Origin of the sequence: Sphingomonas aurea, from assembly GCF_030678875.1 — a bacterium.
Lineage (GTDB): Bacteria > Pseudomonadota > Alphaproteobacteria > Sphingomonadales > Sphingomonadaceae > Sphingomonas > Sphingomonas aurea.
In genome coordinates this window covers 1-20,774 of sequence record NZ_JAUUDS010000007.1, presented here as the reverse complement: position 1 = coordinate 20,774, position 20,774 = coordinate 1, and the positions used below count along the sequence as shown (strand labels likewise).

Sequence of the window (20,774 nt, the reverse complement as noted above, 5' to 3'; positions counted from 1 at the left end):
CCTTCAGGCCTCGGCCACGCGCCCCTGACGACGCCGGCTGCGGCGGACCGCGGCGGCGACGATGCCCATGCCGGTCAGCAGCATCATCCAGGTCGCAGGCTCCGGCACCGCGGTGACCGGCTCATCCGGCGTCGGGGTGACGATCGGCGGGAGCACAGGCGTCGGCTCCGGGATCGGCGTGGCCGTGGGCAGCGGCTCCGGCGTGGCGGTCGGTTCGGGCGCCGGCGTCGCGGTCGGCTGCGGCTCTGGCGTGGTGCCGGGGGTCGGCATCGCCTCGGGAGCCGGTGTGGCGCTCGGAGTCGGGGTCGGCGTCGCGCTGGGTGTCGGAGTCGGAGTTGCTTCCGGCGTCGGCGTCGCGCCGGGCTCCGGCGTGGTTGTGACCGGCGTCTCCGCAACCGGCGTTCCCGCCGTACCGCCGCTATTCAGGCCCGACGCACCCGGCGAGAAGGACGCAAACTGCAGCGCACCGCCGGGGAACACGCCGACCGGCGCCAGCGCGCCGGCATCGGCGACCAGCACCGGCGGACGCGCCTCGTCCGGTGAGGCGAAGAAGGGCTGCGCGTCGGGTGCGACGGCGGGGCTGGTCTCCGGCTGCTCGGTCACGGCATTGGGCGACCGGCGATCGGTGCGGAACGCGCGGGCGAACGGCTGCGGCGCCATATAGCCGAAGCGGCGAAGCACACCGACGGCGGGCGGCGCCTCGGGCACGACCGCGGCGAAGGCGAGCGGCAGGCGCCCGTTCTCGAACAACGCGCGCTCGGTATGCGGCGCCAGCGCCACGATCGCGACCAGCGCGACCAGCCCGCCGACGACGACGAACTGGAACCGACGCTCCTGCGTTGCTAGGGTCCAGGGTGGGGGTGACTTCATGATCCGTATCCTGCGTGCTGCCCATAGACGATCCCGAACGGGAGCGCGACGGCAGATCGATAAGGTGCGCTCGGCGCACATGATGTGTGTGCTGCCGGTACTGCTGGCCGGGTGCGCGACGCCGCCGGTCGGCGACGACGCGGCGATCGTGCGGGCGACGCTGGCACTGCTGGAGAGCGGCCGCTCATCAGGCGCCCCCGCCCTGTGCGTCGATTCCCGCCCGCGCGGCGAGCCGCTGGCGATCTATCGGACGATGCGCGTCAACAGCGAGCCCGACGAGCATCCGTGGCGCACGCCCGAGCCGCTGCGCGCCGAACCCAAGGTCGGTGGCCGCCAGCTGTTCGACGATGCGACCGACCGCCAGACGCTGCGCATTCGCGAGCCCGACGATGCCGCCGACGCGCTGCCGCGCGAGGAGCAGGCCAGGCTGGAGGCGGCGGCAAGGGCGCTGTCGCAGGACGGCCAGTCGACCGGCTTCACCCTCGACGGCAGTCTGGCGCCCGCGACGATGAAGGTGCGCTGGTGGCTGATGAACCGGGTGGCGGGTGGCTGCGGGCGGACGATCGTGCTGTCGCGGCTGGTCCATGACGCGCGCATCGGCTTCGTCACCGTGACCGTCGATCACTGGGGCACGACCTACGCGCTGGAACGGGCCGGCGGCGGCTGGCGCGTGGCGGCGCAGTGGGACAGCTGGCTCTACTGACCGGGCCGCCGATCGCGTCATAGCAGAGCGGCGCAGGCCGCACCGGCGATCACCCACGGCACCAGCAGCCCCGCAACGATGATCGGCCCGCGGAACTGGCGGATGCGCAGCTCGACGGCGTCGAGCGGCACGTCTTCCTGCGTGAAGAACGCGGCAGGCGATCCGCGGCCGAAATCGGCGGCGACGATGTTGCCGGAGGATGGGATCGCGTCGGCGCCGGAAATATCGACCGGAACGACGAACCGGCAGCCATAATAGGGCGCGGCCGAGCGGACGACGCGCGCGGTGTGGCGGCCCAGGCCGGCAATGCCGATCGTGACGGTCGAATCGAGCGTGAGCGGCTCACTGCACGACATCCGGAATCCGGTCGTCGACAGATCCTCGATCATCACGTCGAGCGGACGATGATCGTCCTGCTGACGGAGCGTGCCGTCCAGATTGACCGATTGCCGGTCCGATGCGCGTTCGTCGTCCGCGCGAAATAGCTGTGCAGTCAGCGCCATGACCCGCGTCTCCAACCCATCGTGCCGCGGGTTCTGCACCGGGGATCGTTAGGAGAGCGTAAATGGCGCGGAATTGATGTTGGGCCGCTGTCCCCACAAATGCCGAGAGCCCGCCCTTACGCGAGTTCTCACCGGACGTTCAATCGCCGGCGAATTCCAATGCCGTGCCACGCCGCTCGCGCTCGTTGACCAGTAGCGCGCGGCCGGTCGGCGGGTGGGAGCGCTGCCGGCAATCGGGGCGCAGGCAGGCGCGGCAGCCGAGCCCGATCGGGGTGGCGGGGCCGCCCGGATCGATGCCGCGGGCGGCAGCCAAGGCACCGATATGGCTGGCCTTCACGCCCAGGCCGACGGCGAAATCCGCCGGCACGTCCTCGGCGCGCCAGCCCTGCGGGCGAATGCTGCGGGAAAGGGTGAGCCAGCGTTCGCCGTCCTCCAGCTCGACGAGCTGGACCGCCGTGTCGCCCGGTCGCTCGAACGCATGGTGGAGGCGCCACAGCGGGCAGCGGTACGATGCGGCGATCAGGGGAGCGTCGCTGGCGCCGGCGTGGCGCTTGGAAAGCTGCCCGGCACGGTCGATGCGAACCATGAAGAAGGGAAGGCCGCGGGCACCGACACGGCCCAGCGTGGTCAGGCGGAAGGCAAGTGCCTCGAACCCCACGCCGAATCTGCGCTGAAGCAGGTCGAGGTCATAACCGCTCGCCTCGCACGCGCGCAGGAAGCGGGCATAGGGCATGAGGAGCGCGGCGGCGAAATAGCCGGTCAGGTGGCGGCGGAACAGGCGCTCGGCGACCCGGTCGGTAAAGCCGGCGCCGCGGGCCACGGCCTCGATCTCGCCGCGCGCTTCAAGTTGCGCGAGCTGGAATGCGACGGCGAACAGGCGGTCCTCATGTTTCAGCGTCTCGCTGAGTTGCAGCTGCCGGGCATGGAGATCGAGGCGGCGGAGCGTGTCCGGCAGTACGTCGATCGGCAGGATGCGCAGCGTCAGGTGATGCTTGACCGTCAACCTTTGGCCGATCGCGGCGTAAAGGTCGGTGCCGGTCAGCCGCAGTTCGTCGGCCAGGGTCTCGGCGGCGGCATCGAGGTCGGCGAAATGGCCGCGCCAGCGATCGATCGCGCGACGCACCTCGACGATGGGATCGGCGATATCGGCGATCATGCCCCCGCCCCCGCCCCCGCTGCGGTCGAAGGCGCGGGCGAACGCCTCCGCCCCGCCGGGCGCGGCCGCGAGCCACTCGTCGACCTCGGCGCGGTCGACTTCCAGATCGGCGAACAGCGGATCGGCGAGGCGGCGGCGAATCGCGTCGGCACCGCCGCCCGGCTCCGCGGCGGCAAGGGTTCGCGGATCGAAGTCGAACTGCTCGGCCAGCGCCACCAGCAGCGAGGCGGAAACGGGGCGATGGTTGCGCTCCACCAGGTTGAGATAGCTGGGCGAGATGCCGAGCATTTCGGCCATGGCCGCCTGGCTGAGGCCGTGGCGGCGGCGCAGGCGGCGGATCGGCGGGCCGGCGATGAGCTTGCGATCGGACATGGCCGATCATGTCAATGAATTTACAGGGTGACAAGATAAAGCCGCGCGGAGCACGACCCGATCACCGCGCTCGCTGCGCTTTTCGGTGAGCGCCGGCGCTCGCTGTGCGTAAACAGGCCCAACATTCACGACGGGCACAGAGGAGATTATCATGAGCACCGAGCCGCAGCGCAGCCGCGCCGTCTTCTCCACCGAAGACTTCGGCCTGATGAAGGAAGCAGTTGCGGATTACGTCCGCAAGATCGCCGACGATCCCCGGTCGGTCAAGTTCTCCAACCTCTACCATCGGCTGGGCCGACTGGGGTGACTATTCCTAGACTATCCCATTCCGTCATTCCCGCGCAGGCGGGATTCCATAGACGCTGACGTTCATGACTGAGATCGCGGCATCAGCGTGTCTGGATCCCCGCCTTCGCGGGGATGACGGTGTTGGGCGGGGACAATGGGAATAGCGAGCGCCAGCAATGGGGCAGTCCGCAGCGACCCGACCACGCAATCTGTAAGGATAACGACAATGGCATATCAGGATGGCATCGCGCAGGCGGCGCAGGTGATCGGGGAGCGGGGCGGCTGGGAGGGGATCGACCCCCAGGCGGTGGCGCGGATGCGGGCGCAGAACCGGTTCCGCACCGGGCTGGATATCGCACGCCATACCGCCGCGATCATGCGGCGCGACATGGCCGCCTATGATGCCGATCCGGCCGCCTACACCCAGTCGCTGGGTTGCTGGCACGGCTTTATCGGGCAGCAGAAGATCATCAGCATCAAGAAGCATTTCGGCACCACCAAGGGCCGCTATCTCTATCTGTCCGGCTGGATGATCGCGGCGCTGCGCAGCGAGTTCGGCCCCCTGCCCGACCAGTCGATGCACGAGAAGACCAGCGTGCCGGCGCTGATCGAGGAACTCTACACCTTCCTGCGCCAGGCCGACGCGCGTGAGCTGGGGATGCTGTTCCGCGACCTGGACAAGGCGCGCGAGGTGGGCAACGCGGTCGAGGCGCAGCGGCTGATCCACGCGATCGACGCGCATGAAACCCATGTCGTGCCGATCATCGCCGACATCGACGCCGGTTTCGGCAATGCCGAGGCGACGTACCTGCTGGCGAAGAAGATGATCGAGGCGGGCGCCTGCGCGCTCCAGATCGAGAATCAGGTGTCCGACGAGAAACAGTGCGGGCATCAGGACGGCAAGGTGACGGTGCCGCACGAGGACTTCCTCGCGAAGGTCCGCGCCTGCCGCTACGCCTTTCTGGAGCTGGGGGTCGAGGACGGGATCATCGTGACCCGCACCGATTCGCTCGGCGCCGGGCTGACCAAGCAGATCGCCTATTCCAAGGAGCCGGGCGATCTGGGCGACCAGTACAATGCCTTTCTCGACTGCGAGGAGGTGACCGACCTGGCATCGCTGCGCGGCGACGTGGTGATCGAACGGGACGGCCGGCTGGTGCGGCCCAAGCGGCTGGCGTCGAACCTGTTCCAGTTCCGCGCGGGAACGGGCGAGGATCGCTGCGTGCTCGACTGCATCACCTCGCTGCAGCACGGCGCCGACCTGTTGTGGATCGAGACGGAGAAGCCGCATATCGAGCAGATCGCCGGCATGGTCGACCGCATCCGCGCGGCGGTGCCCAACGCCAAGCTGGTCTACAACAACTCGCCGAGCTTCAACTGGACGCTGAACTTCCGCCAGCAGGTGTACGACGCCTGGGCTGCAGGGGGGCGCGACGTGTCCGCCTATGACCGGGCACGGCTGATGAGCGCGGATTACGACACGACCGCGCTCGGACAGGACGCGGACGAGAAGATCCGCACCTTCCAGCGGGATGCGAGCGCGCGGGCGGGCATCTTCCACCACCTCATCACCCTGCCGACCTACCACACGGCGGCCTTGTCTACCGACAATCTGGCGCGGGAGTATTTCGGCGATGCGGGGATGCTCGGCTATGTCGAGGGCGTGCAGCGCAAGGAGATCCGGCAGGGGATCGCGTGCGTGAAGCACCAGAACATGTCGGGCAGCGACATCGGCGACGACCACAAGGAGTATTTCGCGGGCGAGGCGGCGCTGAAGGCCGGCGGCGCGCACAACACGATGAACCAGTTCGCGGCGTGATTTCGGATCGAGCTACCCCGACGGAGGTCGGGGTGGCTCGCTTGTTTCGCCTGCAAATCGTCATTCCCGCAGAGGCGGGGATGACGGAAGAAGGTGGGTTCGCGCTAAGACGCCAAGAGAAGAAGCGGGTTCACGCGGAGCCGCGGAGACGCGGAGGGGTTTCGTGCGCAACAGCGCGCTTTTGCCATCACTGGAGGTTGGGGAAAGCTGCCGCTCGGCTGGATGCGACAACTCCGCGTCTCCGCGCTTCCGCGCTTCCGCGCGACTATTTCTTCTTCCCTTCGCGTCTTGGCGTCTTCGCGCGAAATCCACCGAATCCCGCCTTCGGGGAAACGGGTCAGCCCCGCGGCGTCAGCAGCTTGAACGTGTCGACCTGGCATTTTGCACCGGAGCGGATGCGGATCGCGTCGCGGTCGGCGCAGAGCTGGCCGTCGGGGCCAGGACGAATGTAGAGGCCCGCATAGAAATCGGCGGAGCGGCAGTCGCCCTCCAGCCGCGCCCGAACCCACCGGCCGTCGACGAGCAGCAGGTCGACCGCTGCCGGCACCGCGATCGCGGCGGCGGCGATGGCGCCCATCGGCAGGCATTTCGGGCCCTTATGCTCCTTCCAGTCGCGGCGCGGCGCGACGACCCGCTGCAGGGGGGCGGGCGACATGCGCGGCACGCGGATCGTGATCCGCTCGTGGATCGTCACCTGCGCGACCTGCGCGCCCGCCGCATCCGGCAGATCAGCCAGCACGGCCGCCGCCGACAGCGCGAGAATCGAGACGGGGATCGCGGGATGGGCCATGACCACGCCCGCGTTTGCCCGGAATCGTTGAACAATCGCTGAACCGGGCGTAGCGCGCCCGCATGACCCCCGCCCAGCAGGCGATGCTCGCCGACCTGTCGCACCGGCTCGACCGCGCCGGAATCGTCACCGATCCCGCCCTGATCGCGCCGTGGGAGCGGGACTGGCGCGGGCGCTGGCATGGCCGCTCGCCCGCGCTGCTGGCACCGGCGTCGACCGGCGATGTCGTCGCGATCGTCCAGGCGGCGGCACGGCACCGGGTGTCGCTGGTGCCGCAGGGGGGCAACAGCTCGATGGTCGCAGGCGCCACCCCGCCCGAGGACGGCAGCGCGCTGATCCTGTCGCTCAGGCGGATGAATCGCATCCGCGCGCTGGGCGAGGCGATGGTGGTGGCAGAGGCGGGGGTGGTGCTCCAGACGCTGCACACGGCGGCGCTGGAGACCGAACGGCGCTTTCCGCTGACGCTGGGTGCACGGGGCAGCGCGACGATCGGTGGGCTGGTGTCGACCAACGCCGGGGGTACGCAGGTGCTGCGCTTCGGCACGATGCGCGGGCTGGTGCTGGGGGTCGAGGCGGTGCTGGCCGACGGGTCGGTGCATGACGGGCTGGCCGCATTGGCCAAGGACAATCGCGGCTACAGCCTGGACCAGTTGCTGATCGGGGCGGAGGGGACGCTGGCCGTGGTCACCGCCGCCGCGCTGAAGCTGGTGCCCGCCGTCGCCGCGCGCGCGGTGGCCTGGGCCGGGGTGGCGGACCCCGAAGCGGCGCTGGCGCTGCTCCGCCGTTTCCAGCGCGCGGGCGACGGGGTGGAGAGCTTCGAGATCTTGCCGGCCGAGACGCTGGCCGCGGCGCTCGCCCATCGGCCGGGCGCGCGGGCGCCGCTGGCCGGCGCGCATCGCTGGCACCTGCTGATCGAGGCGACCGCCGCCAGCGCCGCGGCCGAGCCGCCTGCCGCCTTCGTCGAGCGGGTGCTGGGGCCGGCGCTGGCCGATGGGCTGGTCGAAGACGCGACGATCGCGGCTAGCGAGGCGCAGGCGGAGGCGTTCTGGGCGCTGCGCGATTCGCTGTCGGACGCGGAGCGGGCGACCGGGCCGGCGGCGCAGCACGACATCGCGGTGCCTGTCGACGCGATGCCGCGCTTCATGATCGAGGCAGCGGCGGCGTGCGAGGCGCGCTTTCCGGGAACCCACGCGTCGGGCTTCGGCCATCTGGGCGACGGCAACATCCACTTCCACGTCCGCGCGCCCGCCCATGTCCGGGACGCCGCCGACCGCGACCGCTGGTATGCCGAGGAGGCACCGGCGATCAGCCGCTTCGTCCACGACCTGGTGACGGCGGCGGGCGGCACCATCTCCGCCGAGCACGGCATCGGCCAGATGAAGCGCGCGGAGCTGGCGCGGCTCGCCCCGCCCGGCCGGCTGGCGGCGCTCGCCGCGATCAAGGTCGCGCTCGACCCGCTCGGCATCCTCAACCCCGGCAAGCTGCTTGCGCCCGTACCGCCCGCGCAATAGAGCCGGACGCCATCGCGCCTGGCCGGGGGGCCGCGCGCATTACAGATCTTAGGAAGGTTCCTGCCATGGCCAGCGCGCCGCAACTGCCCCTGTTCTACAACGGTCTCGAGCCGCTCTCCAGCCAGCAGCACGGCGACTGGAAGATCCGCGGGCAGGACACCGCCCCCTTCCTCGTCGGGCAGCACGCGATCCCGGTGACGGTCGAGGAATTCCCGCTGGTGCAGCGCTTCATGCCGATCGTCTTCTCGATGGGTGACGACGCGATCCCGCTGGCGCTGATGGGCCTGAACGAGGGCGTCAACGTGTTCGTCGACGACGCCGGCAAGCTGGGCGAGAACATCTACGTGCCGGCGTATATCCGCCGCTATCCGTTCATGCTCGCGCGGCTGCGGCCCGAGGCGGACGAGCTGTCGCTGTGCTTCGATCCGTCGGCCAACATGCTCGGCGCGTTCGACGAGGGCGAGCCGCTGTTCGCCGGCGACCAGCCGAGCGAGGCGACCAAGCAGATCCTGGGCTTCAACGAGACGTTCGAGCAGGCCGGCCTGCGCACCCAGCAGTTCATGCGCGAGCTGCGCGAGATGGACCTGCTGATGGACGGCGAGGTCACGATCGAGCTGCAGGGCGCGCCGCAGCCCTTCGTCTATCGCGGCTTCCAGATGGTGAATGAAGAGAAGCTGGCGAACCTGCGTGGCGACCAGCTGCGCAAGATCTCGCAGTCGGGGATGCTGCCGCTGATCTACGCGCACCTGTTCTCGCTGGCGCTGATGCGCGACATCTTCGCCCGCCAGGCCGAGCGCAGCGGCACGCCGGCGCCCGTCGAGCTGCCGACGTTCTGATCGTGCAAGGGCTGGCGGCGCACGCCGGCCCTTGCAAACATCCGGGTGGGTCATAGGCTGGAGGCTCCCGACAGGAGACCACCGGCATGACCACCCGCCCAGAACAGACCGCCCGCTACTCGACCGTCGCGATGTGGTTCCACTGGACCATCGCGGTACTGGTGATCGCCAACCTGACGATCGGCATCTTCCACGACGCGATCGGGTTCATGTCCGCGCACAAGGCGATCGGTCTGACCGTGCTGGCGCTGACCGCCGGCCGTGTCGCGTGGCGGATCACGCACCGCCCGCCGCCGCTGCCCGCGCGCACTCCGGGCTGGGAGCGGGGGCTGGCACATGCGACCCACTGGACGCTCTACCTGCTGATGATCGCGATGCCGGTGACCGGCTGGCTGATGGTGTCGGGCACTGCGACGCGGCGCCCGCTGACCTGGTTCGGGCTGTTCGACCTCCCCTATCTGCCGGTCGGCGAGGCGGCGGGCGGGTTCGGGCACGACGCGCACGGGCTGCTCGGCTGGCTGATGCTGGCGCTGGTCGTGCTCCACATCGCGGCGGCGCTGCGCCACCGCCTGATCCTGCGCGACGGCATATTGGGGCGGATGGCGCCGGCGCTCGACCGGTAGCGCAAATCGCGGTTAATTTTCGTCAAGGGGGTTGAACAATCGCGCGGCTCGCCCATTTATGTCCTGTACGGTTCGTGTCCCCCCTTTCGCGACACCGTACGACACGCTTTCAGCGTGTCTCCTCCCTGAACCTTGGCCACCCCGTGCGGATTACCCGCGGGGTGGTTTTTTTATGCGCTATTCGGCGGCGAGGGGAAGGCCGCCGACCTCATCGGCAAGGCCGTCGATGACCGCGCGGACCATCGCCGCCGTCGCGGCCAGCCCCGCCCCCGGCTGGTCGAGCCGCGCGTCGAGATAGAGGCTGCGATCCAGCTCCAGCTGCACCGCGTGGACGCCGCGTGCGGGCCGGCCGTGCCGCTCGACGATATGGCCACCGGCATAGGGGGCATTGACCGCCACCCGCACCCCCTGCCCAGCCGTCTTCAACACCGCCGCCATCCGCGTGACAAGGCGGGGCGCGGCGGCGTGGCCGAAGCGGTCGCCCAGCACGATCTGCGCTTGCCCGGACCCCAGCGACGGCATGGAGTGGAGGTCGAGCAGCACCGCGGTGCCGAAGCGCGCACGGGCGGCGCACAGCAGCGCCTCCAGCGCGGCGTGATAGGGACGATGGTCGGCCGCGATCCGCGCCTCGATATCGGTCGCCGCGAAGCGACGGCGCCACAGCTCGCTCGCCCCCGAAGCGCGGCGAGGGACCAGGCCAAGGCCGCTGCGCACCTTCACGGAGGCATGGGCATGGCCGGCGACGGCGCCGTCGTCGACGCGCGGGTCGCGCTCGTGCTCGCCGCGGTTCAGGTCGATCCAGGCGCGGGCGCGCCGCTGGATCAACATCGTCTCGTCGCGACGGGCAGCGAGCGCGACCGCGTCGACCCAGCGATCCTCCAGCGCGGTCAGCACCCCCGCCGGCACCCGCAACGCCGGCAGGAGCGCCGCCGGATAGTCGCGCCCGGCATGGGGCACCGACACGATCACCGGCGTGTCCGGCACCGAGGCACCCAGCCGCTCGAAACTCCCCATCTGTTCCACGCGTTTCAGCCTAGGACGGCCACGCGCGGTTTTCGACTGGTATTCCGGTCCCTGTGCGACATAAGCGGGAAGAGTAAAGCGAGGCGTTGTCATGATCCGAATATTGCTGGCCGAGGACGACCAGGTCATGCGCGAGTATCTGACCCGCGCGCTGCAGAAATCCGGCTATGCCGTCACCGCCGTGGATCGCGGCACCGCGGCGCTGCCGCTCCTGGAACGCGAGCATTTCGACCTGCTGCTGACCGACATCGTCATGCCCGAGATGGACGGCATCGAGCTGGCGCGCCGCGCCGGCGAGCTGGCCGCGGACATGCGGGTGATGTTCATCACCGGCTTCGCGGCGGTGACGCTGCGCGCCGGCGAGACGATGCCGAATGCGCGCATCCTGTCCAAACCCTTCCACCTGCGCGAGCTGGTGGCGGAGGTGGAACGCCTGTTCGAGACGGATTTGGCCACCGGCCTAAATTGACCGCTTGCACCGCCGCGAGAGCGCGGCTAGAGGCACCCTCCTCGTGGGCGTGTAGCTCAGTGGTAGAGCACTGTGTTGACATCGCAGGGGTCGCAAGTTCAATCCTTGCCACGCCCACCATTTTACAAAAGCCCCGGAAATCGATCGATTTCCGGGGCTTTTTGTCTGTTCGCGGGTTCCCGGCGCCTTGCGGATGCCGAGCAGGTGCGGAACCGCAGCGGGTTCCGGCATCATCTCTGACGACGGCACCATGCTGCCGTACCGTGTTGGCTATGCCGGCGCTCATCTCTGCAGTTGCCGGTAATCTCGACATATTAAGGCCACCGAATACTACCCAAACTTCCTCTTGAACCGCATAGTATACCGGATACGATTTTCCCTGAATCAAAAGGGGGAGGAATTGATGGACCGCGTAATGGCGTTGCTATGCAGCGTCGCTGTCATGCCGCTGATGGCGGGGGCCGCCAGCCGGGCAGAGGCCCAGGTGGCGCCGACACCAGCCGACGCAACAGCTGACCAGAATGTCACGAGCGCCGACGGCGCCGGGACGGATACGACGACCGACAAGAAAGCCGATACGAAGACGAAGCGCCCGGCGACATCGTCCGACGAGATCCTCGTCACGGGCAGCCGCATCCGGCGCACCGATCTGACGACGTCTGCACCGCTCGCCATCATCGACAAGGACATGATCGGCGATCGCGGGCTCGGCCGGCTGAGCGACGTGCTCAGCCTGATGCCGCAAATCGCGCCCATGACGGGCGATCGCGGCAGCAGCACCGACCCGCGCAAGGGCCCCGCGCGCATAAACCTGCGCGGCCTTGGCTCGGGTCGCACGCTCGTGCTGCTCAATGGTGATCGCATGGACAATGACGCCAACGTCATTCCGGCACCGATGCTGGAGCGCATCGACATCCTGACCGGCGGCGCCTCGGCAGTCTATGGATCGGACGCGATCGCGGGTGTCGTCAACTACATCGTCAAGCGCCGCTTCACCGGCGTTCAACTCAATTTCGAGGCGAGCGCACAGCAGAGCACGAACGACAATCAGTTCATGCTCAACCTGCTCGACGACGCCGGTTATCCGCGACCGCCCCGGCATGCCTTCGGCGGCGAAGCGTATTTCGGCAGCATCGCCGCTGGTCAGAATTTCGCAAAGGGTCGCGGCAACATCAGCGTGTTCGCCACCTATAATCGGCTGATGCCGATGAAGATCAGCATGTTCGACCATACCGGCTGCCCGGTATACCAGAATGCCCCGGATAGCGCGTTCCTGGCGAACGACACCTGGGCGTGCGGCTTCAACGAGGCGAACCCCTATAACTGGTTCGGCGCCGGTGGCGGTGACTGGACGAACGCCAAGGACGGGTCGCGCAACTTTCGCCCCTATGACGTCGACGACATCACGCGGACGCCCCAGAACGACTGGCTGCAACGCAGGGTCAACCGGGTCAACACCGGCGGTTTCCTGACCTTCGACATCACATCGTCGATGAAGCTGGATTCAAACTTCCTGTACAGCTCCGACAAGTCCGGCGGCGAGGTTCAGTTCAGCAACTGGTTCTACTCGCCGGGTTTCATGATGCCGTGCGACAACCCGTTCCTCAGCGCACAGCAGGCGCAGATCATCTGCGGTGATAATGCCGGCCAGGCCGGCCAGTCCGAAATGATGTGGATGAACGTGTATCGTCCCGACAATACGGGCCGATATACCTATGCCGTCAGCACGTGGCGGGCCGCTGCGCATTTATCGGGCAAGCTGGTCGATGACATGACCTTCGACCTGGGTTTCCAGCGTTCGAAGCGTGTCGAGAACTATGCCGGTACCAACATCTTCGATCAGGGCAAGGCGCCGCTGTTCATCCGGGCGATGCAGGTCGTCAACTTCAACGGCGTGCCGACCTGTCAATCGGTGGTCGACGGCACGGACCCGAACTGCATCCCGCTTGACGGCTTCACCTCCAACGGCCCCAATCCGGCGGTCTGGTCCTATCTGACCTCCTCGGGCTCGAGCCAGGTCAAGCAGGAGCAGATGGTCATCAACGGCTCCATCGCAGGCCGACTGGACAAGTACGGCATCAAGAGCCCGTTCGCTTCCGACGGCGTCGGCTTCGCCCTGGTTGCCGAGCATCGCTGGAACCGCGTATCCGAGCAGGGCTTCGGCGCGTTCTCCTGGTGGTCGAAATATTCCGGCGTCGACACCGTCGACGAACTTGGCGGCGAATTGTCGTTGCCGATCGTTCAGGCCAAGCCCCTGCTGGAGGACCTGACGATCAGCGGCGCGTATCGCGCGTCGAAGTACAAGTCGCTCGACAATCTGGTGCAGACCTGGAAGGCGGATTTCATCTATCGTCCGTTCGCCGGCCTTGGTTTCCGTGGCAGCATCAATCGGGCGGTACGGCGTGGCTTCCTCGAGCGTTTGCAGGGTTCGGTACCCTATCAGAACTATTTCGAAGATCGCTGCGCAATGCCTGGCAAGCCCCAGAAGGAAGGCGACCCGCAAAAGCAGCGCCTGACGTTCGAGCAATGCGCTCCTTCCGGCATCACGCAGCAGCAATATGATGCGTTGGCGGTGACGAACAATTGCGACCAGAACGGCTTCTGCCTCACCCAGTTCCGGCCCGGCGGCAATCCCAATCTTCGCCCCGAAACCTCGCGGAGCATCACCGCCGGCATCGTGACCCAGCCGCGCTTTCTGCCGGGCTTCTCGGCCTCGCTCGACTATTACTCGATCAAGATCCAGGGTGCGTTCGAGTGGGTGCGGACGGACCTGATCTCGGACCAGTGCTTCAACCAGCATACGGAATTCTTCTGCGGGCTTATCAGCCGGGATCCGAGCGATGGACGCGTGACGGAGATCAACGCGCGGTACAACAATTCCGGTTTCGTGAGGACCGACGGTATTGATTTCGGACTATACTATCCGATCAGACTGTCGAAGGATCGGATCGGCATCAATCTGGGTCAATTGAACCTGAGCCTGAACGGCACGGTCTTTCTGAAGAACGATCGCCAGTTCGCGCCCGGAACGCCCGTCTATTCATGCCTTGGCTATTTCGGCTTCTTCTGCAACGATCTGACCCCCCGGTATCGGCACTATGCCAATATCGGTTGGGACATGCCGTGGAAGGGTAACATCAACCTGACGTGGCGCTATGCCGCACCGACGATCAATGCCAAGCGGTCGTCCGATCCCGTACTGGCATCCAAGCCCACCAACTGGACCACGGACACCTATCCGCTGATCCCGCGCCTGCCGCCGCAGAACCTGTTCGATCTTTCGATCACGTACCCGCTGACCCGGAACGTCCAGGTCTGGTTCAACACCCAGAACCTGTTCGACAAGGATCCGCCGATCATCGGCTATGGAGCGAACGGGACGGGATCGTTCCAGAACACCTATCCCTGGTATTACAACAACTGGGGCCGAACCCTTCGCGTGGGTCTGCGCGCCAAGGTCTGGTGATCGGATCGGCGGCCGTCCCACCGGGATGGCCGCCTTTTCGCTCCGCCACGCTGCAGAGTGGTTGCGGTTGACCGCTTCGGTCGGTTCGCCCAAGCGGCGCCTATGTTCGAGAAGATCATCGCGGCCCTGGCGGGTTTCACCATCTGGGTCATCTCGTCGGGCGGATATGCCGGGATCGCGTTGCTGATGGCGATCGAGAGCGCGTGCGTGCCGCTGCCGTCGGAGATCATCATGCCGTTCGCGGGCTATCTGGTATCGACGGGACGGTTCGACCTGTTCCTGGCGGCGACGGCGGGGGCGCTGGGGTGCAACCTGGGCTCGATCGTCGCCTACGAGGTCGGCAAGCGCGGCGGCCGGCCGCTGGCGGAGCGCTGGGGACGGTATCTGCTGATCGGCGCGGACGAGCTGGACATGGCGGACCGCTTCTTCGCGCGCTGGGGGCCGGCGGCGGTGCTGATCGGGCGGCTGCTGCCGGTGATCCGCACCTTTATCGCCTTTCCGGCCGGCGTCGCGCGGATGAAGCTGGTGCCGTTCCACCTCTATACCTTCATCGGGTCGTGGCCGTTCTGCCTGGGACTGGCATGGATCGGCATGACGCTGGGCGACAAGTGGAACAGCGACCCGCGACTGAAGGCGTTCTTCCACCAGGCGGATCTGGCGATCGGGCTGGTGCTGGTCGCGGCGGTCGGCTTCTATGTCTGGCACCGGGTGCGCGGGATCAGGAAGAACCGCGCCTGACGCTGCGTACCAGCAGCAGCAGCAAAGGCAGCGCGACCGCTAGGTAGAGCTGGAAGCCGTGCCATGGCGTCCAGCCGAGCCACTCGCTGGGCCAGCTGCGCAGGTCGCCGCGGCTGAAGCGCAGCTCGTACACCGCGCTCCACAGTGGCCAGCGATATTCGGGCGGTGCGAAGATCTCGGCGGCGGCGATCATCAGGTTGATCGCCATCGACACGGGCAGCAGCACGGCGATGGCGAGGCGGGTCCAGCCGCCCGCCTGCCACGCCGCCGCCAGCCCGAGCGCGGCGAGGCCGACCAGCGGGACGGCGTGGCGCGGGCCGGTGGAATTGCCGCCGTCCCAGTAGAAATAGGCGGCGTTGACGAGGAGGACGATGGCGATCACCGCCGCGGCCACCGCGGCGAGGCCGCGGGTGCGCGGACGCTCGGCGATCAGGCTGAGGCCCATCGGCGCCAGTAGCAGCACCGGCGCACACCAGAACAGCCCGCGCCGGTCGCCGACAAGGATCTCGAGCAGCACGCGCGGGCGTGGCCAGGTGAGCCCGAACAGGCCCTGCTGCATGCCCTCGAACCCCTGCACCCCCGCATAGGCGATGCGGAACGGCGTACCGAAGGCGAGCTGGTTATAGGCGCCAAGCGGCAGCAGCGCGACCACCCCGCCCGCCGCTGCGAGGGCGAGCAGGCGGCGATGGTCGAGCCGGGTGCGCCACTGCCACGCCGCCCAGAAGGCAATGGCGAGGCCGGCGAGGACCGCCTGATACTCGACGACCACCGCCCAGCCGAGCGCCGCCCCGCCGAGCAGCGCATAACGCCCCCTGCCCTGCCATAGCGCCCACACCGCGATCACATAGAGCGCCGCCACCGCGGCATGGCCAGCGATCGTCGTCGACCAGCCCCAGGCCGGCGTGCCGAGCGCGTAGCCGAGCGCCGCGACCAGTGCCGCCGCCGCGCTGCCGGTGAGCGCGAGGGCAAGGTCGTAGAGCAACACCGCAGCGATCGCGGTGAGCAGCGCCGGGCCGCTCGCGGCGGCAAGGCGCAGGCGGAGCCGGAGGAAGCGACCGAGGGCGGGATCGTCGAAGCGCAGCGGCATCGCGGTCGACCGCTCGCCCGTGACTGCGGTGGCAAGCGCCACGGCGGGCAGGGCCATCAGCGTCATGCCCGGCGCCTTGTCGAGGAAGACGTGGCCGTCGAACTGCGCCTTGTCGATCGTCAGCGGGGCGAATTCGTCGATCCGCGCGTCGCCGTCCTCGACCAGGCTGATCGCGGCGAACAGGCGGGTGGCGTTGTTGGGGTTGAACTCCCACGATCCGAACCATGCGGCGGAGAGCCAGACGAGGAGGAAGAGGAGGATCTTGCGGGGTGCAGGGGTGGTCATGTCACGCCGACCCTATCCGTGTTCCCGCGAAGGCGGGAACCCGGTGTTTCGCTCATGCCCAGAACACTGGGCTCCCGCCTTCGCGGGAGCACGTGCTTGGGTGCGACCAACCGCCGCTCAGTCGGCCGGCGTCTCTTCGGCCTTGCGCGCCTTGTTAATCGCGCGGTTGGCGCGGGCGGCCTGGCCGAAGCAGCCGGTGGCGCCGCCAGGACCGACGGGCGAGCAGCTGCCGATGCCGTTGACGCCGACGCCTGCGCTCAGCGTGTCCTGCGCGCGGACCGCCCAGCTCTGGTTCTCGGGCGTGATCTGGAGGTCGCGCAGCTCCTTGGGGACACGATATTGTTCCTGCGCGCTGCGGTGTTCGCAGATCACGATCTCGTCGCCGTCGCTGTTGGTCGGGCATTTCTCGTTGCCGTAGAGGACGAGGACGCCGTTGACCGGGGCGCCGCGCCCGACGCCGGTCTGCTGCTGGACCGGGCGGGGCCGCTCCGCGCCGGGCAGCGCCGCCTGCTGCGCCACGGCAGGGGTCGCCAATCCCAGCGCCACGGCGAGAATCGCCAGTTTCTTCACACCTGCTCTCCCAACTCAGATACGCTTGGCGGCCGCGATCGCGACCTTACAGCCCAGCCGGATCACGCCCGACAGGATCGGATAGCCGAACGCGTTCTCCGCCCCTGCGGCCAGTGCATGGTCGCGGTGCTCCAGCTCCTCGGCCTGGAAATCGGCGATCGCCTCCGACAGCTCGGGATCGCTGTCGCCCAGTTCGGCGAGCTGTTCGGCATAGTGCTTGTCGATCTCGGTCTCGACCGCGGCGGTGCAGGCCATCGCCGCGTCCGGCCCCAGCGCCGCGGTCGCCGCGCCCAGTGCGAAACCGGCGACGTTCCAGAACGGCTGGAGCAGGGTCGGCCGCACGCCACGCTCGGCGATCATCCGGTCGAAGAAGGCGCGGTGGCGCTCTTCCTGCGCGGCCATGTGGTGGATCGCGCGCGATGCAGGGTGACGGTCGCCCAGCACCGCCAGCTGTCCGGCATAGATGCGGGTCGCGCCATACTCGCCGGCCTGGTCGACGCGGATCATCGCGTCGGTCGCCTCATGCCGGTCACCCGGTTGCCATGCCTTCATCGCGCTCTCCTCAACAGCGCCAAGATGGTGATCGCACCGCCGAGCGAGAAGAGGGCGTTGAACCCGGCCAGCGAGATGCCGAACAGCGTCCAGGCCGGACGGTCGCAGCGGATCAGCGGCGCTTTCATGATCGCGTCGAGCCGCTGGCTGGGCGCGAGGCCGGAAAAGTCGATCGTCGAGGTGCAGGCGGTGAAGCCGTGCCACCAGCCATATTCGACCCCGGCATGGGCGACCCCGATCGCCCCCGACACCGCGATGGCAACGGCAGCGAGCGCGACCAGCGCGCGGCGGGCGCGCGGCTGCGGCACCAGGAAGGCGAGCGCGGCGATGCCAAGTGCGGCATAATGCGGCCAGCGCTGCCAATGGCACATCTCGCACGGGTAGAGCCCGCCGATCAGCTGCGCGCCCCACACTCCGGCGAGAAGAGAGAGCGGCAGGAGGAAGGCGAGCCAGTGCGCCGGGCCGAAACGCCGCGTCATGGGGTCACTTCACCGCCGTGGGGGTGGCGACCGGCCGCGGCTTGGTCGCCGCCGCGACCTGCGCGGCGCCGCCGAGGCGGGCGATGGTCTTCAGCGCGTAGTTGAGCTGGAAGTCGTCGATGCCCTGCTTCTTCAGCTCCTCCGCGGTGGCGGTGAAGCGGGGATCGTCCTTGGTATCCGTCTCCAGCGTCTTGTCGTCGGCCTTGCCCTCGTTGACCAGGTGGCGGCGCAGGTCCGCCTCGCGGATGATCGGGCGATCCTTGTAATCGGGGTCGGACAGCTGGGGCACGCGGATATCGGGCTCGATCCCGCCCTCCTGCACCGAGTGGCCGGAGGGGGTGTAGTAGCGCGCCGTCGTGATCTTCAGCGCGCGGTTCGGCCCCAGCTCGATCACCGACTGGACCGAACCCTTGCCGAAGCTGCGCTCGCCCATCACCAGCGCGCGGTGATGGTCCTGCAGCGCACCGGCGACGATCTCCGAGGCCGAGGCGGTGCCCGCGTCGGTCAGCACCACCACCGGCAGCCCGCCGGTGACGTCACCGGGCACGCGGCTCTCGGCATAATAGCGGTCGATGTCGGTGCCGCGCCCGCGCTGCGACACGATCTCGCCCTTGTCGAGGAAGGTGTCGGCGACCGCGATCGCCTCGTCGAGCAGGCCGCCGCCATTGTTGCGGACATCGACGACATAGCCGAGCGGCTTGTGGCCGAGCGACTGGGTGATCGCCGCCACCGCCGCGCGCGTCTCGGCGCCGGTGTTCTTGGAGAAGGTGTTGATGTTGATATAGCCGACGTCGCCGCGCACCTCCCACTTCACCGGTTTCTGGACGATGCGCTCGCGCACCATCGTCACGTCGATCGGCTTGTCGCGGCCGGCGCGGACCAGCGACAGGGTGATCTTGCTGCCCGAGGGACCGCGCATCTTGCCGACCGCCTGGTCGAGCGTCAGGCCATAGGCCAGCTCGCCGTTGATGCGCAGGATCAGGTCGCCTGCCTTGATCCCGGCGCGGTCGGCCGGCGTATCCTCCTGCGGGGCGATCACCTTCACCGCGCCGTCCTGCATCCCGACCGTCAGGCCGAGGCCGCCATAGGCCCCCTCGGTCATGATGCGGAGATTGTCGTAGTCGACGCCGGTCTCATACACCGAATGCGGGTCGAGCGAGGCGAGCATCCCGTCGATCGCGCCCTTGATAAGGGTCTTGTCGTCGACCTGGTCGACATAGTTCGCCTTGATACGGTTGAAGACGTCGAGAAACTGGTCGAACTCGCGATAGGTGTCGGTATCCGCGGCCGCCATCGCGGCGGTGGCGAGCGGGATCGCGGACATCGCGGCGAGGATCGCGGTGGCAGTCAGGAGCGGACGACGCATGGCAGGCCTTGGGTTCGACATGAGCGACCGATCCTAGCCGCTTGTGCAGGCGGGAGCAAAGCCGGGTTCGGCTGAACGGGGGCTGACCCTGAATCCTTCCCTGCAAGGGGAGGTGGCATGGCATAGCCATGATGGAGGGGTGTCGCCGGCCGTTCTGGCGGGCCTTCACCGCGAGCGGCGACACCCCTCCACCACCGCTTCGCGGCGGTCCCCCTCTCCATGCAGGGAGGATTTGGGTCACCCCACCAGCGCCGCGGCATCGACGGGCCGACCGTTGCGGCGGAGTTCGACGGTGATGCGAGGGTCGTCGCCCACCCCCACCTGCCCCAGCGTGTCGCCGGCATGGACGATCTGGCCGAGCACGACCGTCAGCGGCCCCATGCCGGTGACCAGGCTGGTCCAGCCCTCGCCGTGATCGACGATGACGATCCGGCCATAGCCGCGAAAGGCGCCGGCGTAGCGGATCGTGCCGTCCGCCGGCGCGACGACGGGCGTATCGGCCGGCACGGCGATGGTCAGCCCGCGCGAGCGCACGCCCGCTTCGGATATCTCGCCGAAGCCCGTGACCAGCCGACCCTGCACGGGCAGCCGGTAGATGCCGGCCGGCGGCGGCGGCATCTCCGTACTGCCGGCGCGGGCGAGCGGGCCGGACAGGCGGGCGAGCGTGGCGAGCGTCGCCTGTCCCTTCCCCTCCTCCGCCATCTGGTCGAGCAGGTCGCGCGCCGCCTCGCCCAGCGCCAGCGCACGGTCCGATTCGGACAGGGCCCCGCGGCCCAGTTCTGCGGCGCGGCTGCGGTGCCGCGCCTCCGCGGCGGCGAGCGCCTGCTGTTCGGCGTCCAGCCGCTTGCGCCCCATGCGCAGCGCCTGCCCGGCCGCGTCCGCCCGCTCGCCCAGGACCCGCGTCGCCGCGACCTGCGCGCGGATCGCGCCGGTGCGGTTGCGGATCGCGGGGATCACGGTGGTCAGCACGGCGCGGAGATGGACGAGATCGTCGACCGACCCCGGCTGGGCGAGCGTCACCGCCGCCGGACGCAGGGTGAGCGACTGGAGCGCGGCGAGCAGGCCGGCGACCGGCGCCTGCTCGGCGGCGAGTGCGGCACGGCGCTGGGCAAGCAGGCGGGCGACGATCGCCGCCTGCGTCTCCGCCGCGACCAGTTCCGCCTGGGCGGCGTCGACCCGCGCCGACAGGCCCTGCCGCTCGGCCGCGGCGCGGGTTGCCGCGTCGCTCTCGGCCGCAGCGGCGATCAGCAGCCGCTCGGCCCGCGCAC

20 protein-coding genes and 1 tRNA gene are annotated in these 20,774 nt (G+C 68.6%); 10 read left to right on the top strand and 11 right to left on the bottom strand.

What is annotated here, in order from left to right:
• Positions 1-3 precede the first annotated feature (3 nt).
• Positions 4-870, bottom strand: coding sequence for a PEPxxWA-CTERM sorting domain-containing protein (locus Q5H91_RS12700; protein WP_305173789.1), 867 nt, complete (start codon positions 868-870; stop codon positions 4-6).
• A gap of 79 nt (positions 871-949) precedes the next feature.
• On the opposite strand from Q5H91_RS12700, the gene Q5H91_RS12695 reads away from it, so the two are divergent.
• The gene (locus tag Q5H91_RS12695; RefSeq protein ID WP_305173788.1) at positions 950-1,573 is read left to right on the top strand and encodes a hypothetical protein; all 624 of its coding nucleotides are present in this window, start codon (positions 950-952) and stop codon (positions 1,571-1,573) included.
• A gap of 17 nt (positions 1,574-1,590) precedes the next feature.
• On the opposite strand, the gene Q5H91_RS12690 is transcribed toward Q5H91_RS12695, so the two are convergent.
• Complete coding sequence (locus Q5H91_RS12690) at positions 1,591-2,076, bottom strand: PilZ domain-containing protein (protein WP_305173787.1); 486 nt, start codon at positions 2,074-2,076, stop codon at positions 1,591-1,593.
• A gap of 139 nt (positions 2,077-2,215) precedes the next feature.
• Positions 2,216-3,604, bottom strand: coding sequence for a helix-turn-helix domain-containing protein (locus Q5H91_RS12685; RefSeq protein ID WP_305173786.1), 1,389 nt, complete (start codon positions 3,602-3,604; stop codon positions 2,216-2,218).
• 151 nt (positions 3,605-3,755) lie between these two features.
• On the opposite strand from Q5H91_RS12685, the gene Q5H91_RS12680 reads away from it, so the two are divergent.
• Both Q5H91_RS12680 and Q5H91_RS12675 read left to right on the top strand, forming a co-directional pair.
• A complete protein-coding gene (locus Q5H91_RS12680) occupies positions 3,756-3,911 on the top strand; it encodes a hypothetical protein (RefSeq protein WP_305173785.1) in 156 nt (51 codons plus the stop codon).
• Between the two features lie 207 nt (positions 3,912-4,118).
• Positions 4,119-5,711, top strand: coding sequence for an isocitrate lyase (locus Q5H91_RS12675; protein ID WP_305173784.1), 1,593 nt, complete (start codon positions 4,119-4,121; stop codon positions 5,709-5,711).
• Between the two features lie 337 nt (positions 5,712-6,048).
• Here Q5H91_RS12675 and Q5H91_RS12670 read toward each other — a convergent pair whose 3' ends face one another.
• Positions 6,049-6,501 (bottom strand): hypothetical protein, encoded by a 453-nt coding sequence (locus Q5H91_RS12670; protein WP_305173783.1) that lies wholly within the window; start codon positions 6,499-6,501, stop codon positions 6,049-6,051.
• Positions 6,502-6,563: 62 nt separating this feature from the next.
• On the opposite strand from Q5H91_RS12670, the gene Q5H91_RS12665 reads away from it, so the two are divergent.
• The 3 genes from Q5H91_RS12665 (at position 6,564) to Q5H91_RS12655 (ending at position 9,471) form a co-directional block, all read left to right on the top strand.
• Positions 6,564-8,012: an FAD-binding oxidoreductase gene (locus tag Q5H91_RS12665; protein WP_305173782.1), complete on the top strand. Its 1,449-nt coding sequence runs from the start codon at positions 6,564-6,566 to the stop codon at positions 8,010-8,012.
• Between the two features lie 65 nt (positions 8,013-8,077).
• Entirely contained in the window at positions 8,078-8,848 is a 771-nt protein-coding gene (locus tag Q5H91_RS12660; RefSeq protein WP_305173781.1) for a SapC family protein, read from the top strand.
• An 86-nt stretch (positions 8,849-8,934) separates the two neighbouring features.
• Positions 8,935-9,471, top strand: a complete 537-nt coding sequence (locus tag Q5H91_RS12655; protein WP_305173780.1) for a cytochrome b — start codon at positions 8,935-8,937, stop codon at positions 9,469-9,471.
• Positions 9,472-9,648: 177 nt separating this feature from the next.
• Here Q5H91_RS12655 and Q5H91_RS12650 read toward each other — a convergent pair whose 3' ends face one another.
• Positions 9,649-10,485 carry an N-formylglutamate amidohydrolase gene (locus tag Q5H91_RS12650; protein WP_305173942.1) on the bottom strand — a complete coding sequence of 279 codons (837 nt, stop codon included), beginning with the start codon at positions 10,483-10,485 and terminating at the stop codon, positions 9,649-9,651.
• A 100-nt stretch (positions 10,486-10,585) separates the two neighbouring features.
• On the opposite strand from Q5H91_RS12650, the gene cpdR reads away from it, so the two are divergent.
• The 4 genes from cpdR to Q5H91_RS12630 all read left to right on the top strand — a co-directional run bounded on the left by cpdR (position 10,586) and on the right by Q5H91_RS12630 (position 15,167).
• Positions 10,586-10,963, top strand: a complete 378-nt coding sequence (gene cpdR, locus Q5H91_RS12645; protein WP_305173779.1) for a cell cycle two-component system response regulator CpdR — start codon at positions 10,586-10,588, stop codon at positions 10,961-10,963.
• 45 nt (positions 10,964-11,008) lie between these two features.
• A tRNA-Val gene (locus Q5H91_RS12640) sits at positions 11,009-11,083 on the top strand.
• 283 nt (positions 11,084-11,366) lie between these two features.
• Positions 11,367-14,429, top strand: a complete 3,063-nt coding sequence (locus Q5H91_RS12635) for a TonB-dependent receptor domain-containing protein (protein WP_305173778.1) — start codon at positions 11,367-11,369, stop codon at positions 14,427-14,429.
• A 102-nt stretch (positions 14,430-14,531) separates the two neighbouring features.
• Positions 14,532-15,167 (top strand): DedA family protein, encoded by a 636-nt coding sequence (locus Q5H91_RS12630; RefSeq protein WP_305173777.1) that lies wholly within the window; start codon positions 14,532-14,534, stop codon positions 15,165-15,167.
• On the opposite strand, the gene Q5H91_RS12625 is transcribed toward Q5H91_RS12630, so the two are convergent.
• The 6 genes from Q5H91_RS12625 to Q5H91_RS12600 all read right to left on the bottom strand — a co-directional run.
• A complete protein-coding gene (locus Q5H91_RS12625) occupies positions 15,148-16,539 on the bottom strand; it encodes a hypothetical protein (protein ID WP_305173776.1) in 1,392 nt (463 codons plus the stop codon). The two genes, Q5H91_RS12630 and Q5H91_RS12625, sit on opposite strands and share 20 nt — an antisense overlap.
• Positions 16,540-16,656: 117 nt before the next feature.
• The gene (locus tag Q5H91_RS12620) at positions 16,657-17,109 is read right to left on the bottom strand and encodes a hypothetical protein (protein ID WP_305173775.1); all 453 of its coding nucleotides are present in this window, start codon (positions 17,107-17,109) and stop codon (positions 16,657-16,659) included.
• Between the two features lie 15 nt (positions 17,110-17,124).
• The gene (locus tag Q5H91_RS12615; RefSeq protein WP_305173774.1) at positions 17,125-17,661 is read right to left on the bottom strand and encodes a demethoxyubiquinone hydroxylase family protein; all 537 of its coding nucleotides are present in this window, start codon (positions 17,659-17,661) and stop codon (positions 17,125-17,127) included.
• Entirely contained in the window at positions 17,658-18,140 is a 483-nt protein-coding gene (locus Q5H91_RS12610; RefSeq protein WP_305173773.1) for a disulfide bond formation protein B, read from the bottom strand. The genes Q5H91_RS12615 and Q5H91_RS12610 overlap by 4 nt, the downstream gene beginning before the upstream one ends.
• Positions 18,141-18,144: 4 nt before the next feature.
• Positions 18,145-19,506, bottom strand: coding sequence for a S41 family peptidase (locus Q5H91_RS12605; RefSeq protein WP_305173772.1), 1,362 nt, complete (start codon positions 19,504-19,506; stop codon positions 18,145-18,147).
• Positions 19,507-19,743: 237 nt separating this feature from the next.
• On the bottom strand, positions 19,744-20,774 hold a 1,031-nt coding region (locus Q5H91_RS12600), incomplete at its 5' end, for a murein hydrolase activator EnvC family protein (protein WP_305173771.1).

Excerpts from the sequence above, each read along its gene's own strand:
- Q5H91_RS12700 (WP_305173789.1), bottom strand. The coding sequence starts at position 870 with ATGAAGTCACCCCCACCCTGGACCCTAGCAACGCAGGAGCGTCGGTTC.
- Q5H91_RS12695 (WP_305173788.1), top strand. The coding sequence starts at position 950 with ATGATGTGTGTGCTGCCGGTACTGCTGGCCGGGTGCGCGACGCCGCCG.
- Q5H91_RS12690 (WP_305173787.1), bottom strand. The coding sequence starts at position 2,076 with ATGGCGCTGACTGCACAGCTATTTCGCGCGGACGACGAACGCGCATCG.
- Q5H91_RS12685 (WP_305173786.1), bottom strand. The coding sequence starts at position 3,604 with ATGTCCGATCGCAAGCTCATCGCCGGCCCGCCGATCCGCCGCCTGCGC.
- Q5H91_RS12680 (WP_305173785.1), top strand. The coding sequence starts at position 3,756 with ATGAGCACCGAGCCGCAGCGCAGCCGCGCCGTCTTCTCCACCGAAGAC.
- Q5H91_RS12675 (WP_305173784.1), top strand. The coding sequence starts at position 4,119 with ATGGCATATCAGGATGGCATCGCGCAGGCGGCGCAGGTGATCGGGGAG.
- Q5H91_RS12670 (WP_305173783.1), bottom strand. The coding sequence starts at position 6,501 with ATGGCCCATCCCGCGATCCCCGTCTCGATTCTCGCGCTGTCGGCGGCG.
- Q5H91_RS12665 (WP_305173782.1), top strand. The coding sequence starts at position 6,564 with ATGACCCCCGCCCAGCAGGCGATGCTCGCCGACCTGTCGCACCGGCTC.
- Q5H91_RS12660 (WP_305173781.1), top strand. The coding sequence starts at position 8,078 with ATGGCCAGCGCGCCGCAACTGCCCCTGTTCTACAACGGTCTCGAGCCG.
- Q5H91_RS12655 (WP_305173780.1), top strand. The coding sequence starts at position 8,935 with ATGACCACCCGCCCAGAACAGACCGCCCGCTACTCGACCGTCGCGATG.
- Q5H91_RS12650 (WP_305173942.1), bottom strand. The coding sequence starts at position 10,485 with ATGGGGAGTTTCGAGCGGCTGGGTGCCTCGGTGCCGGACACGCCGGTG.
- cpdR (WP_305173779.1), top strand. The coding sequence starts at position 10,586 with ATGATCCGAATATTGCTGGCCGAGGACGACCAGGTCATGCGCGAGTAT.
- Q5H91_RS12635 (WP_305173778.1), top strand. The coding sequence starts at position 11,367 with ATGGACCGCGTAATGGCGTTGCTATGCAGCGTCGCTGTCATGCCGCTG.
- Q5H91_RS12630 (WP_305173777.1), top strand. The coding sequence starts at position 14,532 with ATGTTCGAGAAGATCATCGCGGCCCTGGCGGGTTTCACCATCTGGGTC.
- Q5H91_RS12625 (WP_305173776.1), bottom strand. The coding sequence starts at position 16,539 with ATGACCACCCCTGCACCCCGCAAGATCCTCCTCTTCCTCCTCGTCTGG.
- Q5H91_RS12615 (WP_305173774.1), bottom strand. The coding sequence starts at position 17,661 with ATGAAGGCATGGCAACCGGGTGACCGGCATGAGGCGACCGACGCGATG.
- Q5H91_RS12610 (WP_305173773.1), bottom strand. The coding sequence starts at position 18,140 with ATGACGCGGCGTTTCGGCCCGGCGCACTGGCTCGCCTTCCTCCTGCCG.
- Q5H91_RS12605 (WP_305173772.1), bottom strand. The coding sequence starts at position 19,506 with ATGCGTCGTCCGCTCCTGACTGCCACCGCGATCCTCGCCGCGATGTCC.